The sequence below is a fragment of the Holdemania sp. genome (assembly GCF_986127675.1).
The window spans coordinates 1-16785 of record NZ_CFQZWI010000066.1; the positions used below are offsets into that span (position 1 = coordinate 1).

Genomic DNA, 16785 nt, shown 5'->3' on the forward strand with positions numbered 1-16785 from the left:
CAAGCTCGAAAAACAAATGAATCAAAAGAAAGATCCATCCAGGACGGGCAGCCGCCTTATCAAAGACCCTACATCTTTAATATTGCATAAAATTCAAAAAAGCCTTCTGAGAAAATGGAAAAAGTAAAATTACTTTTAAGTTTTCGTAAAACTCAAAAGAAAAAATGATCTTCAGTCAGTCTGCAGGATTGATGCGAGGGATCCGACGTCGAACATGGCTGATTCAGCGGGATTGTGATATACTGGAAGCAAGAGTAAAAACGCAGACCTGAAGGGTCGGGAGGTGGCGGCAATGAGAAGAAAAACAGAGATTCGCACAACACGTTCCAGCGCGGTAAGCAATATTATCTCCGGTATCGCGTTGATCTTGTTTGGACTTTTTGTCCCATCCCTGCTTCATCTGGACGGCGGAATGGGGATGGGATTCGGCGGACCTTCCATGAATCCGGCTCTGTTCTTCACCGCATTCGGTTTGATTGGAGGGATCGCCAGTATTCTTTACGGACTGATCGCACTGAAGCGCGGCGGTATTGCGGAACATGAGATTGTGACGGAGACGACGGACGATTCCCGATTGAACTTGGCCGCGGATCCGGCGGAACAATTAAAAAAACTGAAATCGTTATATGACGACGGTATCTTATCTTCCGCGGAATATGAGATGAAAAAGAAAGAAATTCTGAGTAAAAAGTGGTAGAATAAAAAAGAACAAAAAAACCGAAGACAAGAACGAGTAATCCGCAAACGCTCCGTCAAGAGAAGGTCTGGCCGGTGAAAAGACCAGGGAGCAGGCGGATGAATGCCTCTTGGAGGGCCAGCCTGAAATCCAGTAGGGCGGACGCAGCCGGCGTTAACGGAAGAACGAGCGGGACAGATCATTTCTGTTCAATAAAAGTGGAACCGCGCTTCAAGCGTCTTTTAAATCAGAGATGCTTTTTTTGTGGAGAAATCATCTTGTTGGCAGTGTGGAGAACCTGTTTGCCAACAATGTGGAAACCGCAGAACAAAGGCAGTGAAATGAAAGTAAAACCAAGGAGGAAAAAGTGATGAGTATTCGTCTTTACAACACCCTGTCGGGGAAAATTGAAGAATTCAAGCCAATCAAACCGAATGAGGTCAGCATGTATGTCTGCGGGCCGACGGTGTATAACCACGCGCATATCGGCAACGCCCGCCCGATCATCGTCTTCGATACGCTGCGCCGTTTATTTGAAGCACAGGGATACACAGTTAAGTATGTGTCCAATTACACGGACGTTGACGATAAGATTATTAAAAAAGCGCATGAGGAAAACGTAGCGGAAGGCGTTGTGTCCGCCCGCTATATCGAAGCCTATCAGAAAGTCCGGGAAAGCCTGAACACGGAACCGTTGTTCGCGACCCCACGGGTGACGGAAACCATGGATGAAATTATTCATTTCATCGACGAACTGGTCAAAACCGGTCATGCCTATCAAGTCGGCGGGGATGTGTATTTCCGCGTCGGCAGCGTGCCTTCCTACGGAAGCTTTTCCAAGCAAAATCTGGAAGACCTGCAGGTCGGGGCGCGGATTGAGGAAAACACAAAAAAGGAAAATCCGCTGGACTTCGCTTTGTGGAAAGAAACCGATATGGGTATCAAGTGGCAGTCGCCGTGGGGCGAAGGCCGGCCGGGCTGGCATACGGAATGCGTCGTTATGATCCACAAGGAATTTGGCGATCAGATCGACATTCACGGCGGCGGAATGGATTTGCGCTTCCCGCATCATGAAAACGAAGTCGCCCAGTCGCAGGCGCTGTTCCACAATTCCATCGCGCATTACTGGCTGCACAACGCGATGATCAATATCAACGGCGAAAAAATGTCGAAGTCGCTGGGCAACGTCTCCTGGGCCAAGGACGTCATTGAAAAGCTGGGCGCGGATTTAGTCCGCTGGCTGATGCTGAGCGTGCATTACCGCGGAGAACTGAACTTCTCGGATGAAACGATCGAAACCGCCCGTAAGGAACTGGACAAGGTCAGAACGCCGATGAAACAGGCGTATATCAAGAGTCAGCTGGCCGGTGTTATGGTAACCGGCTGCGACGGGGAAGCGGTAAACCGGTTTATCGACGCGATGAACGACGATCTCAACACTCCGAATGGCTACGCTGAAATTTATGAAACGGTAAAGAAGCTGAATCAGGCGCTGCGTCAGCGGGAAATCCAATGGGACCAGGTCGGCGCAGAAGTCGGCGCCCTGGAAAAAATGCTGGAAGTGCTGGGCATCCGGCTGCCGAAAGTCGTGCTGAGCGATGAGGATAAGCAGGTCTTCGCGGATTGGAACGCGGCCAAGGCGGCCAAAGATTTTGCCCAGGCAGATCAGAAACGGGCGATCCTGATTGAAAGAGGTTTGATGTAATGCAGCCTAACGAGCTGTCCGGAAGTACGCTGGCGTATATCGGCGACGCGGTCTGGTCGCTGTTGGTGCGGGAGTATCTGGTCGAGCTGGGCTATGGCCGGGCGAAGGATCTGCAGCGGCTGAGCGTGAAATTTGTCAGCGCCAAGGCGCAGGCCCGCTTTTATGAACAGCTGCATGCCGCAGGAGCGCTGAACGAGGAGGAAGAAGAAATCTTCCGGCGCGGGCGCAACTTTAAAAGCGGCAGTGTTCCGAAAAACACCGACGTGCAGATCTACCGGATTTCAACCGGGTTTGAAGCGCTGACCGGGTGGTGGCATCTGACCGGGCAGGCGCAGCGGCTGCGCGAAGTGTGGGAACAGGTCAGAGAAACGGTCGTTCTGGATTTCAATCCGGCAGTGAAAAATTAAGTCAGCAGAACAAAGTTCAAAAACGTTCGTTTTCGATCCGGAGAACGGACGTTTTCTAATCAAATGAAACAATGCCGCGAGGAAATGAGATAAAAATACGGGAAAAGAAAATGGAACCAACAGACAGGGTGAACGGAACGCTTGAATATCTTTGTTGAAGCTTTGCCCTGATCCGATTGCATTTCCTGATAACTCATTGTATAAATAAAGAAGCCGTTTCAGGAGTATGAAACGATTTGGAATAAAATTGGGACAATTCCAGGACGAAACAGGAGGTCGAAGTATGGCACAATGGATTTATGGGAAAAACGCAGCAATGCAGATCCTGAAAAGCAAGAAAAAAATTGAAAAAGCGCTCGTCGCTGAAGGGACGAAGTTTCCGGAAGCGGAAGCGTTATTGAAAAGCCGCAGAATCCCTGTTCAGCGGGTCAGCCGCCGGGAATTGGATAAGTGCTGCATGGATACGCACCATCAGGGGATCGCGCTGTATTGCGAGGATTACAAAACAGTCAGCGTGGACGAAATGCTGAACCGCATTCCAAGCGGCAAGCTGGGCACGATCGTCGTTCTGGACGAGCTGGAAGATCCGCACAATCTGGGAGCGGTGCTGCGGACCTGCGACGCGGTCGGCGCTGACGGCGTGATCCTGCGCAAGAACCGCTCGGTATCGCTGAACTCGACGGTCGCCAAAGTATCCACCGGCGCAATCGAAACGGTACCGGTGGCGATGGTCGCCAATCTGACCCAGACGCTCAGGCAACTGAAAGAAAAGGGCTATTGGGTTTACGGTACGGATATGCGCAATGCCCAGGATTACCGCCAGCCGGCTTTTGATACGCCCGTGGCGCTGGTGATCGGCTCGGAGGGCAAAGGTATTTCCCGGCTGGTCAAAGAAGAATGCGACGTGATGCTGACGCTGCCGATGGAAGGCACGATTTCCTCACTGAACGCTTCGGTCGCCTGCGCTGTCTTGCTTTATCAGATCCATGCGAAACGTTTCCCTCTGAAATAACAGGAGGATAGACGATGTGTGAGGAAATGTCCACAGACAACGAACTGCTTTATATGATCCGCCAACAGGACGACTGGGCGGTGGAGAATCTGCTGAACAAATACAAGCCGATGATCTGCGGGATGATTTTCAAGCTCTCTCAGCTGGACAGCTGCTCGGTTTCCAGCGAGGCATACAAGGAAGATCTTGAGCAGGAAAGCCGGATGATGCTGATCGGCGCCGCGGAGAATTACCGGGAAGATTATCCCTGCTCCTTTAAAACCTATTTGCAGAATTGTCTGCGGAAGCGCCTGCTGACGATTTACCGGCATTCTCAATGTTCCAGCGACGCCGCGTTTTATGCCTGCGATTCGCTGGATACGATGGTCGGCGAGGACCGGGGAATGTATAAGGCGGACACGCTGGCCTCCAACGACCGGTTCTTTGACCCTGTCTATCGCTTCACCTTAAACGAAGCGGCGAAGCAGGTAAAACAGCTGCGGCGCTACTTCACGCCGAAGGAATGGCAGATTCTGTGTCTGTCGCTGGACAACACATCCTATCAGGAAGCTGCGGCGATTTTAAACATCTCCCGGAAAAGCTATGGCAATCAACTGGGGCGAATTCGCAGGAAACTCGAGCACATCCTCAGGAAATTTTCCGAAGAGGCTTGAAAAGAGCACGGGATGGTGCTATAATCCGCTTAAGTTAAGGGTTATTTGACGAACCCTTTTCTTTATGGTAAAGTGGATAAGCACGGTAAGGAGGGACCTCGATGGCGAAAGAAACAAAAGTGATTCTGACATGCACAGAGTGCCTTTCACGCAACTATGTTACACACCGGAATCCCAAGACGCATAATCAACGTCTTGAACTGATGAAATATTGTAAAAAATGCGGCAAACATACACTTCATAAAGAAACGAAGTAGGAGGATACAGATATGTTAAAATGGTTTAGTTTCAGCGGTATCTCCAAAGAAGTCAAGCGAATTCGCTGGCCGAAGAAAGAAGAACTGGGCGGAAATTCAGTGGAAGTTTTGATTTTCTGCGCGTTTTTCGGCGTCTTCTTCGTCGCCTGTGAGTTTTTCGTTTCCTTCTTCCTCAAATTAATCGGGATCGGAGCGTAAGTCATGACAGAGTCCAAGAAAGAATGGTATGTCGTCAATACCTACGCCGGCCATGAGAACCGGGTTAAGGAAAACCTGCAGCGTCGTGTGGACACGATGGGCATTTCCGATTATCTGTTCCGCATCCTGGTCGCCGAGGAACCGGAGATTGAATACAAAAACGGAAAAAAAGTAGAAAAAATGCACAACCTGTTCCCAGGATATCTGTTCGTGGAAATGATTATGACGGATGAAGCCTGGTATATCGTTCGAAATACGCCGGGCGTCACCGGATTTATCGGATCCAGCGGCGGCGGCGCGAAGCCGTTCCCGGTCTCCCCGGAAGAAATTGATTCGATCCTGCGCCGGATCGGCATGAGCGACCGCAAGGTCAGCGTCAATTTCACGACGGGTGACCGCGTCAAGATTCTGACCGGACCGTTCAGCGGAATCGAAGGCTCGATCGACGCGATGAACGACGATACTCAGACCGCCACGGTTCTGTGCATCCTGTTCGGCCGTGAAACGCCGACCGAGATCGCGTATAACGATCTGGAAAAAGTTGAACTGTAAATATCGAAAGAAGCAGTCCTGAATTCAGGGCTGTTTTTTTATTGCCTGTCCCCCTTTCAAGCATTTCTTCGCGGCGAGGCGCGGAAGCCGGAAATTCGTTGTTTCCGGTTTTTATTATGCCTGCGAAGAGGGTTAACGCCTGAATGGAAACCGCAAGGAAAACGTTTGACGCTTGCAGGAAACACCCTCGTTTTTTTCTGCACGGTATTTCGTGCAAAACCTCAAAAACCAGATTGCACGAATCAACGATTCCGCAGCCCGCTTATGCTAAGATGAAGCCGGAAAGGAGAACGCTTATGACACTACTTTATTTCATCGTTTCTCCCCGGGGCTTAAATCCATGGCCGCAAAAAAGCCGCTGCTGGAATGACCCCGGTCAGCTTGCGGTCCCGGCGCCGTCGGTCCGCTTATGTTAACGCAGCGGCAGCAGGGAATCGTGCGCTGGCTGGCGGACAACTGCGGTCAGTTTCATTCCGCCGCCGCGCTGGCCCAAATCAGCGGCGTCAGCGTGCGCACTGTGAAAAGCGAGATCGCGGCGATCCGTCAGGAAATTAATTCGTCAGCCGTGATGGAATTGATCGCGGTACCTTCCAAGGGCTACCAGCTTTTAATTCATGATCCGCAGCAGGCCGCACTCTTACTGAAACACATTCAGAACCCGCCGCAAAGCGCTTCGCTGAACGAACAGCCGATGCGGATTAAAATCATTTTGCTGAAGCTGCTCGATCACACCGGCTATGTGCGCAAGCGCTGGCTTCTGCAGCAGCTGAACATCTCGGACTCCACGCTGTATCTTGACTTGAAAGCCGTTCGGAAAATCCTTGTCCAATACAATCTGGAACTGACCTATCGCTCCGGCAGCGGATATCGGATTGAAGGACTGGAACAGGACAAGCGAACCTGTCTGGCCCGCGAAGATATTTATTCGCTGACGGAAGAGACCCATGAAACAAAAGCCAATCTGAAACGAATCACGGAGCTGAAAGAATTGCTTGTGGAAATCTTCCTTGAAAATGAATATAAAATCAGCGAAGTGCTGCTGGAAAGTCTGATCATCCATCTGCTTCTGACGCTGCAGCGGATTGAAAAAGGCTATTTCATTGAAGTCGGATCGACTAAGCGCAGCGTGACGGAAAAGGAAACGAAGATCGCCCGCGATATCCTGCGCCGCTGCACAACGGTGCCCGGCAGCCGGTTAGGCGAGGAGATCAATTATCTGGCCATCAATCTGCGCGGCAAGCGGGATTACGACGACTTTGCGGGCGTTTCGGAAGAGATCAATGTGTTCATCATGGATTCGCTGGAGAAAATCCACGTCGAATACGGCGTTGACTTCACCCGCAGCATTGATCTGAAAATCGCGCTGGCGCTCCATTTTGTGCCGCTGCTTTCGCGCATGCAGAACAACCGTCAGCTGAAAAATGTGCTGTTGACGGAAATCAAGCAGACCTTCCCGTTTGCCTTTGACATTGCCAATTATTTCAGCCTGTTGATCGACGATCATTATCACGTGCGCATCAGCGAGGATGAAGCGGCGTATTTCACGCTGTATTTCAATTACGGACTGGAAAACATCACGATGAATTCGGAAGGCAAGAAAATTCTGGTCATCAGCAGTCTCAAGCCGAGCGAAACGATTCTGCTGCGGCAGAAGATCGATCAATGGTTCCGCAGGCAGCTGCTTCAGCTTGATTTTGTGAATCCGCTGGATCTGAGCCGGATTGATCCGGCTAGCTACGACGCGATGTTTACAACGGAAACCAAGGACACCGTTACCCGCGGAGCCGCCGTGCGGATCAGCCTGTTTCCGACGGAGAAAGATTTTGCCAAGATGAATCTGGCGATCAACGGCTACGACAGCGTCGATTCCATCCTGTCCCGCTTTTCTTTGGATCTGTTCTGGCATGGGGAAGCGCAAACACGCCGGGAAATCGTGGGGCGGCTGATCACGATGGCGTCCCGCTCCTGCCGTCTGCCGAAGAAATTTGAGGAACTGGTGCGGGAACGGGAGAAGCTCAGCTCGACCTATTTCGGCAATCAGGTTGCGATGCCTCATCCGCTGTATCCGATCACAGCGCAGACGTTCATTGCCGTGGCGGTGCTGGATAAACCGATCGTCTGGGATACCGGTCAGAAAGTGCGGATCGTCATGCTGGTTTCCACGGAGATGAACAACCCCAAGGCGTTTCAGCTGTGGCCGTATCTATCGTCGTTAGTTTGCGAACCGCAGCGGGTGACGGAAATCCTGCGCGAAGGATCGTATGAAAACTTCATCGCCGTTTTCCGGGCTGCGCTGCTTGATAAATTTTGACATTGCACGAAGCAACCGTGTAAAGGATAAAACGACGTAGGGAATTAAGAATGATAGAATGCAGATACAACCGATGATCTGCATTTCCTCATAAAAAGAAAGGAGGGACATTGTGACAGGCATTCTCATAGCGACGCATCACAATTTAGCCGGGGCTTTCCTCGAAACCGTGGAAATGATCGCCGGCAAGCATGACTTTGTGGAAAGCGTGGGTCTTTGCGCAGGGCAGGATCCGGAGGACTTCGGCCGATTGATTGCCGACAAGATCGAACAGTTTCATCAGCGTGGTTATCAAGAGGTAGTGGTGATGCTGGATTTGTTCGGCGGCACGCCGTGCAACCAGACGATCCGGCTCTTGCGGACATATCCTTTGCAGGTGGTGGTCGGCGTCAATCTGCCGATGATCCTGCAGGCGGTATTGTCCAATCGTGAAGACGTAACCGCGCAGCAGCTGATTGCCATGGCGGTGGAAAACGGCCGCAGCGGCATCTTCGACGCCGGTGCGCGGATTCAGAGTTTGACAGAGGAGGAATAACAGATGAGTATCGTATTGGCACGCATCGACGACCGTCTGATTCACGGACAGGTCATGACGTCCTGGCTGAATTATACCGGGGCTAACAAAATTATTGTCATCGACGATGTTACGGCGAAGGATTCGTTTCTGACGATGATCATTAAAACGTTGGTTCCGGCCAACATTGTCACGCAGGTGACGACGGTGGCGGACAGCCCTGCGGTGATCAAGGGGCTGCAGGATCACGACAAGGCGATCATTCTGGCGAAAACCCCGGAAGCCTATGTGCGTCTGGCACAAAACGGCGTGACTTTGACCCGGGTCAATCTTGGCGGGATGGGGATCAAGCCGGGCCGTAAAACCATCTACAAGAATATCTCTGCCAGCGAAGCGGAAATCAGCCAGCTGAAGCAGCTGATTGATCAGGGGATTCCGGTCGAGATTCAGATGGTGGCAGAAGATCCGGCGATCGATTTCAAACGGTTTATTTAATTAGAAGAGGTGATTGATGTGAGTATTTCGTTGTTTCAAGCCTTTCTGATGGGCGTTGTTTATTATCTGGGCATCATCGGAACGCCGTGGACAACCGTCCTCGGTTCAGCCAGCTTGTTTCAGAAGCCGCTGGTCGCGGGCACCCTCGTCGGTTTGATCTTAGGGCATCCGACCGAAGGCGTCATCATCGGTGCGGCGATCCAGCTGCCGTATATCGCGTTTATTTCAGCCGGCGGTACGATTCCATCCGATCCGGGTCTGGCCGGGGTGCTGGGCACGGCGTTTGCGATTGTCGGTCATGTCGATCCGGCGACCGCGATCACGATTGCGATTCCGTTCGGCTTGTTGGGCACCGTGGTCTGGGTGCTGCATATGACGATTGACGTCGCGTTTGTCCACATGGCGGATAAAGCGGCCGAACAGGGCGATCTGAAAAAGGTCTGCTTCCTGCACGTCGTCCCGCCGCAGATCGTGGCGTTTGCGATCAGCGTCATTCCGGTCATGCTCGGCGCGTATTTCGGTGCGGATTACATGGCGCGCCTGGTTGCAATGTTAAGCAACGACGTGCTGCATGTCCTGCAGGTCATCGGCGGCGTGCTGCCGGCTTTGGGCGTAGCGATGAATCTGCGCTCGATCAGCCGTCCCAACAGCATGGCGTTCTACATGATTGGCTTCATCTTGAGCGTGTATCTCGGTTTGGATACGATCGTCATCGCCGTGCTGGGCTTCATCATCGCCTGGTTCTACACCCAGCTGCAGAAAGAGAACGGTTAGGAGGAAATAATTATGGAACAGAATAAAGAACGGAAAACACTGAGCAAAAAGGACGTTGTGAAGTCCTTCTGGCGCTGGACCTTTTTCTCCCACGCCAATTACAATTATGAACGGCTGGCCGGGACGGGCTTCTGTCATGCGATGGCGCCGATCATTGAAAAGCTGTACAAGGACAACCCGGAAGAATACAAGGCGGCGGTTCAGCGGCATATCGAGTTCTATAATACGGAACCGCACTTCGGCGGCGTGATCAACGGCATGGTCATTGCGATGGAAGAAGAACGGGCCAACGGCGCGCCGATTTCCGACGAAGCGATCAACGGCATTAAAACCGGCCTGATGGGACCGTTTGCCGGAATCGGGGATACGCTGTGGCAGGGAACCTTGACGCCGATCCTGCTTTCGATCGGAATCTCGCTGGCGTCCTCCGGCAGTCTGGCCGGACCGCTGGTCTATGCCGTTTTGATGATGGGGATTATGTTAAGCATCGCGTATTATGTCTGGATGACCGGCTACAAGCTGGGCAAGGAAGGCTTGCAGCGGATTCTGGAAAGCAATCTGATCAAAAAGGTGATCACCGGAGCCAGCGCTCTGGGCGCGATTGTCATGGGTGCGCTGACGGCAGGGTTTGTCAGCGTGTCGACACCGCTTTTGATCAACATTCAGGGCGCCGGCATGAGCGTGCAGACAGATATTCTCGACAAGCTGTTCCGCGGCCTGCTTCCGCTGGCGCTGACGCTGGGCACGCTGTATTTATTGAAGAATAAGAAAGTCAAGGCGACGAAAGTCATGGCGCTGCTGATCGTCATTGCGGCCGTCGGGGCGATTATCGGGTTGTTCTGATGCGTGATAATTTAATGACCTTGACCAGCGAGGAGCGCAATCCCGCTTCAGTGAATCTGCCGCACATGAGCGTCGCGGAATCCACGGCGCTGATGAATCGGGAAGACCAAGCCTGTACGAAAGCGGTCAGGGAGGTGCTGCCCGAAGTCAACGAGACGATCGAACAGTGCATCGCCGCTTTGCGGCGCGGGGGCCGGATCATCTTCACCGGCGCGGCGCATTCCGGCTATCTGGGCATGCTGGACGCCTACGAGGCCAACGCGACCTTCGGCACCCACGGCGAATTTGTTTCCATCGTGGCAGGCAATTTCACCGATATCATGAAGACTGACGGCAGCGCGGAGGACAGCGCGGAAAACGGCGCGCTGGATTTGCAGGCCCGGGAGGTTACGGCTAAGGATTTTGTGATCGGAATCAGCTCGTCCGGACGGACGCCCTATGTCATCGGCGCGCTATCCTGGTGCCAAAAACAGGGGATCCCCTGCGCCGGACTGGTCAATAACAAGCATTCGCTGGTCAGCGAGGTCTGCGATCGGGTCATGGCGCCGGTGCCGGGGCCGGAGGTCATCACGGGATCGACGCGATTGAAAGCGGGAACCTGCCAGAAGATGATTCTGAACATGATCACGACGGTGACGATGGCGCAGCTGGGCAATGTGTATGAGAATCTGATGATCAACGTGCCGCCGGTCAGCGACAAGATGCGCACCCGTCTGGCGTATATTCTGACTCAGGCGACCAGCTGTACGCTGGATAGAGCACGGCAGTTGTTAACAGAATGCGAATATCAGATTAAACCGGCCCTGATCATGGAGCTGAAGCACGTCAGCCGGGAAGAAGCGCAGACACAGCTGAACGCCGCAGGCGGCAACCTCAATCAGATTTTATAGAAAAGCGCAGCGATCTGAGGCGAAAGGCAGGAACGGAAAAAAAGGAAAACAACCAAATCAGGTAAAATAAACAAGCAAATCTGAACCATAAAAAAGCGAGGCTGACATTTCGATCGGCTTCGCTTTTTTTGCGTTATCATTGCTTCAAATCAAGATTTTTTCCACCATCCGGTACAGTGTCGGTTTCAGGTGATCAATCGGCGCCGGCTGTTCCTCGATGATCGAGGTGTAGCAGACCGAGCCGACCAGCTCGACGATCATGTAGATCATCCGGAACGCTTCGTCCCGGTCAAACCGCCGCAGCTGCGGATAATTTAACAATTCCTCCAGAATCTGCGTGATTTCCGCCTGATTGCCTTCGCTGAGAACCTCCATCACCAACGGCCATGAGAAATTCCGCTCGATCAGTTTCAGCACCGCTTTATTCGCTTTGAAATACTCGATGATCATGTCGATAAAGCACAAGACTGACGGCAGGAAATCCTGAATGCCCCGCTCCTTCGTTTTGGTATATGCGCGGATGACGATCTGCGAGCTGATCTGGATGACGAGATGCTTCATGATATCCTCTTTATCATGAAAGTACAAATAAAACGTTCCCTTGGCGACCTTGGCCCGATTCACGATATCGTCAATCGTGGTTTTGGCAAATCCCTTGGTCAGAAAACACTGATAGGCCGAGCTTAGTAAATCACCCTGTTTCTGTTCTTTCTGTTGTTTTAATGTACGCCGGGCCATATTCTCACTTCCTCAGCCTCATTGTAACATACCTTAAATCAGAGTCAAATCAAAATGACTAAAAGTCAATCTGATAGACAAATTCGCCGATCCGTCTATTGACCATCAGTCATTTCGGAGGTATTCTGTCTGACGTAATGACTGATAGTCATTTGAAAGGGAGAGTGATCTGCAGTGAGGAAAATTGCAGAACAGATCGTAAAAAAACGAATTCTGATTCTGGCGCTGGCGACGGTGCTGTTGGTTCCGTCGTTGATCGGCTATATCAACACCCGCATCAATTATGATATTTTGAGCTATTTGCCGGATCAGCTGGATTCCATCGAGGGCCAGGACATCCTGGATCAGGAATTCCATTCCGCCAGTATGGCGATTGTTACCGTTGAAAACATGGAGAAAAAACAGGTTGACCGGATCGCGGACAAAATCCGCGCGATCGACGGCGTCCGCGACGCGATGGGGCTGGGGGATTTCTTACAGACCATGCCTTCGGAAATGATTCCGGAAGACTTGCGGAAAATGCTGGATAACGGCGACTGCCAGCTGATGATGGTCACGTTTGAAGAAGGCAACGGATCCGACCGGACGCTGAAGGCCGTCGACGAGATTAAATCGCTGATGAATTCCCAGATGTTCTTAGGCGGTCTGGCGGCCGTCATCAACGACACGAAAATGTTGATCGAACAGGAACTGCCGCTGTATGTGGCGGTCGCGGTCGGGTTATCCTTAGTCGTTTTATTTCTGGGCTTACGTTACAGTGTGGCGCCGTTCATCTTCTTATTGGGGATCCTGTACGCCGTGCTGTATAACTTCGGAACCAATATTTTCTTAGGTGAGGTTTCCTATATCACCTCCGCTCTGGCGGCGATTTTGCAGCTGGCGGTGTCGATGGACTTCTCGATCTTCTTGTTGGAACGCTATGACGAGGAACTGCACAAGGGATTGAAAAGTCAGGAAGCGATGACTGAAGCCGTCGTCAACACCTTTACCGCGATCAGCGCCAGTTCGCTGACCACAATCGCCGGATTCCTGGCGATGTGCATCATGGATTTGAAGCTGGGCACCGATATGGGCGTCGTCATGGCGAAGGGCGTTGTGCTGGGCGTGTTCTCGGCCGTGGTGATTCTGCCAGCGCTGATTCTGGTCTTCGACAAGCCGATTCACAAACATAAGCACAAGGTTTTAATTCCCAAGCTGCAAGGCGTTGCCAACTTTACGACAAATCACTATAAAGGCATTCTGATCGCGGCCGTCGCGCTGTTGATTCCGTTTGCCGCGGCGCAGAAAAAAACCGACGTGTACTACAACCTGCTGGACTCGCTGCCGCAGGATCTGACATCCACCGCCGGCACACAGAAGCTGCGCGATGAATTCGACATGCCGACGACCAACTTCATTCTCGTCAGCGATCAGCTCAGCAGCACACAGATGGACGCGGTGCTGGAGGCGATTGAAACGACGGATGGGATCAATTCCGTTGCGACATTAGATCGGTTTTTAGGCGCCGGGATTCCGGAAGAGATGCTTCCGGAAGGGATTCGTTCTGTCTTTAATGCCGGCGGATGGAAGATGATCATGGCGAATTCCAGCTACACCTCGGCGACGCATGAACAAAACGCGCAGATCACCGAGCTGGAAAACCGTGTCAAGGCGATCGATCCGACGGCGTTAGTTACCGGCGAGGGCGCGCTGAACCGCGATCTGGTGCTGATCGCCGATCACGATATTCAGATGGTCAACATCGTTTCCATTTTGGCGGTTTTCCTGATCATCGCGATTTCATTTAAGTCGCTGAGCGTGCCGATTGTGCTGGTTGCGGCGATTGAAATGGCGATTACGATCAACATGGGCATTCCTTATTTTCAAGGGGAAACGATACCGTTTATCGCCAGCATCGTCATCGGGACGATCCAGCTGGGTGCAACGATCGACTACGCGATTCTGACGATGACGCGCTACCAGGAGGAACGCCGGCGGGGCAAGGATCGGAAAGCGGCCGTACAGACGGCGGTCTACGCGTGCAGTTCGTCGATCCTGACCAGTGGTTTGAGCTTCTTCGCGGCCACTGTGGGCGTGTCGCTGGTTTCCAAAATCGATTTGATCCGCTCGTTGTGCGGCATGTTGGCGCGGGGCGCGCTGATCAGCATGGCGGTCATTCTGCTCGTGCTGCCGGCCTTGTTAATGGTCTTCGGCGGCGTTATCGAAAAAACATCATTTCAATTTCTGAATAAAAAAGGAGAGGAATCACGATGAATAAAAAAGGAAGTTGGCTGACGCTGGCCCTTTCCGGGGTGCTGGCGCTGAATCTGTGCACGCCGGTACACGCGGAGGACAAGCCAGACGAAGGCACGAAAAAGGAAGAAACCGTCTATGCCTTTCTGGATTGGCAGGGACAGCTGAAATCCGCGACAGTCAGCGAATGGCTGCATAACGAACAGGGCTTCCGCCAGACGGCGGATCAGAGTATCCTGGAAAATATCAAGAATATCAAAGGCGATGATCTGCCTGAACAAAACGGCACGTCGCTAATGTGGAATTCCGACGAGCATGACCTGTACTACCAGGGCACAACGACGGCTGAGCTGCCGTTAACGATGGAGGTCAGTTACCAATTCAATGGCAAGCGTGTGGATCCGCATGAGATCGTCGGCCAGAGCGGCTCCCTGATGATCACGATCAAGCTGATCAATCATCTGGAAACAACGGAAACGATCAACGGGAAGACGAAGTATATTTCCACGCTGTTCCCCTGCGCGATTGTCACCGATCTGCCGACCGAAACGTTTAAGGATGTAAAGGCGGAAGACGGTTTGATTTTGAATGAATCGAAGAACCAGATCGTTGCCCTGGCCACGGTGTCGGGGATGAGCCAGATGCTGAAGGATTCCGACGTCAGCGCGCTGGATGACGTGAAGGATAAGCTGAAAGATGAATTCGTGATCACGGCGAATGTGGAAAACTTTGAAATGCCGTCGATCATTCTGGCTGCGGCCGGGACTTCCAATCTGGAAGACAAGGAGGTCGACCGCAGTGATCTCGATAAACTGACTGACGGCGTCGATGATCTGAAGGACGCTACGGCGAAGATCTTAGACGGCACGGTGCAGCTGCATGACGCGAATATCGAACTGAATGATAAGATGGGAGAATTCCAGTCAAAATACAAGGAATTCTCAGATGGGTTAAATACTGCCGTGACTTCGTCGAAGGAGCTGAAGGAAGGGGCGCAGAAGCTGTCGGATGGCGTTGGTCAGATTCAGACGCAGTTAACGGCGATGCTGCAGAAATACAACCTGACGGACGAACAGCTGATGGGACTGCTTCAACAGCTGAACGGCAGCCTGACACAGCTGCAGGGCGCTTCGGCGTTAATGGAACAGCTGGCCGGCAGCATGCAGGCGCTGGCAACGATGCCGCAGGCAACCGGCGACGCGATTCGGGCGGCCGGTCAGAGCGATGAATTTAACAATACCTGGGCTGCCGTGACCGAGCAGGTCAGAGCGGGCGTTAAGCAGAACTTGCCGGCGGTGAACGTGGAAATGGATCAGAACGCGTTAGTCTCCGCGATTGGCTCTGCGCTGGCGGAACAGGGGGTGGCCGAGGAAGAAATTCCGGGCTTAACCCAGGCGATTGCGGGAAAAGTCGGCGAACAGCTGAATGCCCAGCTGGGCAGCGCGCAGGAAAGGATCGCGGCCGGCTTGGGTCAGGCGGTAGATGCCGGCGTCGATACGATGAGTGGTTATGGCAAGCAGGCGGCGGTGGGAACGGTTGATCAGATCGCTCAAACCGTGCAGGATACAATGAGCGCCAAGGTTCAGGAAATGGCGGGCTTGATGAGCCAGGCGCAGCAGCTGACGACGGAAATGACGGCGATGATCGACAATATCAACGGCATGATCGAACAGATCGGCGGCGTTGATGAACTGAAAAACGCGCTGGCCGGCTTGCAGCAGCTGCCGGAAGGCTTAAAGGACTTGAAGGAAGGCACAGATCAGCTGGCGGCAGGAACCGTGGCGATGAATGCCGGATTGGATAAGCTGAACGGCGCGTCCGGGGACATTACCGACGCCATCAACAAGTTTAAAGACGCAACGCAGGAGCTGGCTGAGAAAACCGGCGAATTGAACGACGGCGTTGATGAATTCAGCCGTGAAGGAATCGACGAGTTAAGCGGGAAAGTCACCGATGCGATGGACGATCTGAACGATGTGCTCGATACCGCGAAAGCGGCGCTGGATCAGTCGAAGGAATACCGCAGCTACGCCGGCGCCGCGGACACGATGGAAACTTCGGTGAAGTTCATCATGAAGACGGATGAAATTAAACTGCCGGAAGAAAAAACAACGGTGGTGGAAACAAAGACGGAAGTGAAGACTTCTTTCTGGGATCGGGTAAAGAATTTATTCCATTAACAGATATGAAAGCTTAAGGAAATACACAAGGAAATCGGACAGCCATGTTCAATTTCCTTTTTTCTTTTCTGTGAGGATTAAGGGGGAGGTCTTAAGGGAGAAATTGTTCTTCGTTTACTATGAAATCTGAGGGAACCTGTTTAAAAGTCGTTCTTCTTCTATAGAAAGGGGAAGCGAAGGAAGGGGATTGATAACGCCGGCAGAGTCTCGAAAAATCCTGAACTGAATGAAACACTTTTCATAAAAATTTTTAATTTATAGCAATTTATGTCAAATTTCATCAAAATAAACAAGGCTTTTTCAAAAAAACCGCAATATTAGAAGTGATGGGAGATGAAAGAAATGATC

At 52.1% G+C, this 16785-nt stretch carries 17 protein-coding genes and 1 other annotated feature; of the genes, 16 read left to right on the top strand and 1 reads right to left on the bottom strand.

Annotated elements, in window-relative coordinates:
• Positions 1-292 precede the first annotated feature (292 nt).
• The 14 genes from AC5OW4_RS10315 (at position 293) to AC5OW4_RS10380 (ending at position 11287) form a co-directional block, all read left to right on the top strand.
• Positions 293-697: an SHOCT domain-containing protein gene (locus AC5OW4_RS10315; protein ID WP_229056948.1), complete on the top strand. Its 405-nt coding sequence runs from the start codon at positions 293-295 to the stop codon at positions 695-697.
• A gap of 14 nt (positions 698-711) precedes the next feature.
• Positions 712-922: a binding site (T-box leader), on the top strand.
• A 130-nt stretch (positions 923-1052) separates the two neighbouring features.
• The gene (cysS, locus tag AC5OW4_RS10320; protein WP_195397842.1) at positions 1053-2381 is read left to right on the top strand and encodes a cysteine--tRNA ligase; all 1329 of its coding nucleotides are present in this window, start codon (positions 1053-1055) and stop codon (positions 2379-2381) included.
• Positions 2381-2788: a Mini-ribonuclease 3 gene (locus AC5OW4_RS10325; RefSeq protein WP_195397831.1), complete on the top strand. Its 408-nt coding sequence runs from the start codon at positions 2381-2383 to the stop codon at positions 2786-2788. The genes cysS and AC5OW4_RS10325 overlap by 1 nt, the downstream gene beginning before the upstream one ends.
• 283 nt (positions 2789-3071) lie before the next feature.
• A complete protein-coding gene (gene rlmB, locus AC5OW4_RS10330; protein WP_195397760.1) occupies positions 3072-3800 on the top strand; it encodes a 23S rRNA (guanosine(2251)-2'-O)-methyltransferase RlmB in 729 nt (242 codons plus the stop codon).
• A gap of 14 nt (positions 3801-3814) precedes the next feature.
• Positions 3815-4453, top strand: a complete 639-nt coding sequence (locus tag AC5OW4_RS10335) for a sigma-70 family RNA polymerase sigma factor (RefSeq protein ID WP_195397759.1) — start codon at positions 3815-3817, stop codon at positions 4451-4453.
• Between the two features lie 101 nt (positions 4454-4554).
• Positions 4555-4710 (top strand): 50S ribosomal protein L33, encoded by a 156-nt coding sequence (rpmG, locus tag AC5OW4_RS10340; RefSeq protein ID WP_020225370.1) that lies wholly within the window; start codon positions 4555-4557, stop codon positions 4708-4710.
• A gap of 12 nt (positions 4711-4722) precedes the next feature.
• Positions 4723-4908, top strand: a complete 186-nt coding sequence (gene secE, locus AC5OW4_RS10345) for a preprotein translocase subunit SecE (protein ID WP_072683005.1) — start codon at positions 4723-4725, stop codon at positions 4906-4908.
• A 3-nt stretch (positions 4909-4911) separates the two neighbouring features.
• On the top strand, positions 4912-5460 hold the full coding sequence (gene nusG / locus AC5OW4_RS10350; RefSeq protein ID WP_006057353.1) for a transcription termination/antitermination protein NusG: 549 nt from the start codon (positions 4912-4914) through the stop codon (positions 5458-5460).
• Positions 5461-5869: 409 nt separating this feature from the next.
• Entirely contained in the window at positions 5870-7771 is a 1902-nt protein-coding gene (locus tag AC5OW4_RS10355; protein ID WP_072683006.1) for a BglG family transcription antiterminator, read from the top strand.
• 112 nt (positions 7772-7883) lie between these two features.
• Positions 7884-8306, top strand: coding sequence for a PTS sugar transporter subunit IIA (locus tag AC5OW4_RS10360; RefSeq protein WP_195397758.1), 423 nt, complete (start codon positions 7884-7886; stop codon positions 8304-8306).
• A 3-nt stretch (positions 8307-8309) separates the two neighbouring features.
• Positions 8310-8780, top strand: coding sequence for a PTS sugar transporter subunit IIB (locus AC5OW4_RS10365; RefSeq protein WP_072683008.1), 471 nt, complete (start codon positions 8310-8312; stop codon positions 8778-8780).
• An 18-nt stretch (positions 8781-8798) separates the two neighbouring features.
• Positions 8799-9554, top strand: a complete 756-nt coding sequence (locus tag AC5OW4_RS10370) for a PTS mannose/fructose/sorbose/N-acetylgalactosamine transporter subunit IIC (protein ID WP_195397757.1) — start codon at positions 8799-8801, stop codon at positions 9552-9554.
• A gap of 12 nt (positions 9555-9566) precedes the next feature.
• The gene (locus AC5OW4_RS10375) at positions 9567-10397 is read left to right on the top strand and encodes a PTS system mannose/fructose/sorbose family transporter subunit IID (RefSeq protein ID WP_072683010.1); all 831 of its coding nucleotides are present in this window, start codon (positions 9567-9569) and stop codon (positions 10395-10397) included.
• Positions 10397-11287: an N-acetylmuramic acid 6-phosphate etherase gene (locus tag AC5OW4_RS10380; protein ID WP_072683011.1), complete on the top strand. Its 891-nt coding sequence runs from the start codon at positions 10397-10399 to the stop codon at positions 11285-11287. The genes AC5OW4_RS10375 and AC5OW4_RS10380 overlap by 1 nt, the downstream gene beginning before the upstream one ends.
• Positions 11288-11431: 144 nt before the next feature.
• On the opposite strand, the gene AC5OW4_RS10385 is transcribed toward AC5OW4_RS10380, so the two are convergent.
• Positions 11432-12025 (bottom strand): TetR/AcrR family transcriptional regulator, encoded by a 594-nt coding sequence (locus tag AC5OW4_RS10385; RefSeq protein ID WP_072683012.1) that lies wholly within the window; start codon positions 12023-12025, stop codon positions 11432-11434.
• Positions 12026-12199: 174 nt separating this feature from the next.
• Here AC5OW4_RS10385 and AC5OW4_RS10390 point away from each other — a divergent pair, with 174 nt between their 5' ends.
• Together AC5OW4_RS10390 and AC5OW4_RS10395 are read left to right on the top strand one after the other, a co-directional pair.
• Positions 12200-14278, top strand: a complete 2079-nt coding sequence (locus tag AC5OW4_RS10390) for an efflux RND transporter permease subunit (RefSeq protein ID WP_493676931.1) — start codon at positions 12200-12202, stop codon at positions 14276-14278.
• Positions 14275-16437, top strand: a complete 2163-nt coding sequence (locus tag AC5OW4_RS10395) for a phage tail tape measure protein (RefSeq protein WP_493676932.1) — start codon at positions 14275-14277, stop codon at positions 16435-16437. The genes AC5OW4_RS10390 and AC5OW4_RS10395 overlap by 4 nt, the downstream gene beginning before the upstream one ends.
• Positions 16438-16785 lie beyond the last annotated feature (348 nt).

What these genes read in the sequence shown, in the direction of transcription:
- AC5OW4_RS10380 (WP_072683011.1), top strand. Translation starts at nt 10,397, where the DNA reads ATGCGTGATAATTTAATGACCTTGACCAGCGAGGAGCGCAATCCCGCT.
- AC5OW4_RS10315 (WP_229056948.1), top strand. Translation starts at nt 293, where the DNA reads ATGAGAAGAAAAACAGAGATTCGCACAACACGTTCCAGCGCGGTAAGC.
- AC5OW4_RS10395 (WP_493676932.1), top strand. Translation starts at nt 14,275, where the DNA reads ATGAATAAAAAAGGAAGTTGGCTGACGCTGGCCCTTTCCGGGGTGCTG.
- secE (WP_072683005.1), top strand. Translation starts at nt 4,723, where the DNA reads ATGTTAAAATGGTTTAGTTTCAGCGGTATCTCCAAAGAAGTCAAGCGA.
- AC5OW4_RS10355 (WP_072683006.1), top strand. Translation starts at nt 5,870, where the DNA reads ATGTTAACGCAGCGGCAGCAGGGAATCGTGCGCTGGCTGGCGGACAAC.
- AC5OW4_RS10325 (WP_195397831.1), top strand. Translation starts at nt 2,381, where the DNA reads ATGCAGCCTAACGAGCTGTCCGGAAGTACGCTGGCGTATATCGGCGAC.
- nusG (WP_006057353.1), top strand. Translation starts at nt 4,912, where the DNA reads ATGACAGAGTCCAAGAAAGAATGGTATGTCGTCAATACCTACGCCGGC.
- AC5OW4_RS10375 (WP_072683010.1), top strand. Translation starts at nt 9,567, where the DNA reads ATGGAACAGAATAAAGAACGGAAAACACTGAGCAAAAAGGACGTTGTG.
- rlmB (WP_195397760.1), top strand. Translation starts at nt 3,072, where the DNA reads ATGGCACAATGGATTTATGGGAAAAACGCAGCAATGCAGATCCTGAAA.
- AC5OW4_RS10335 (WP_195397759.1), top strand. Translation starts at nt 3,815, where the DNA reads ATGTGTGAGGAAATGTCCACAGACAACGAACTGCTTTATATGATCCGC.
- AC5OW4_RS10385 (WP_072683012.1), bottom strand. Translation starts at nt 12,025, where the DNA reads ATGGCCCGGCGTACATTAAAACAACAGAAAGAACAGAAACAGGGTGAT.
- AC5OW4_RS10365 (WP_072683008.1), top strand. Translation starts at nt 8,310, where the DNA reads ATGAGTATCGTATTGGCACGCATCGACGACCGTCTGATTCACGGACAG.
- rpmG (WP_020225370.1), top strand. Translation starts at nt 4,555, where the DNA reads ATGGCGAAAGAAACAAAAGTGATTCTGACATGCACAGAGTGCCTTTCA.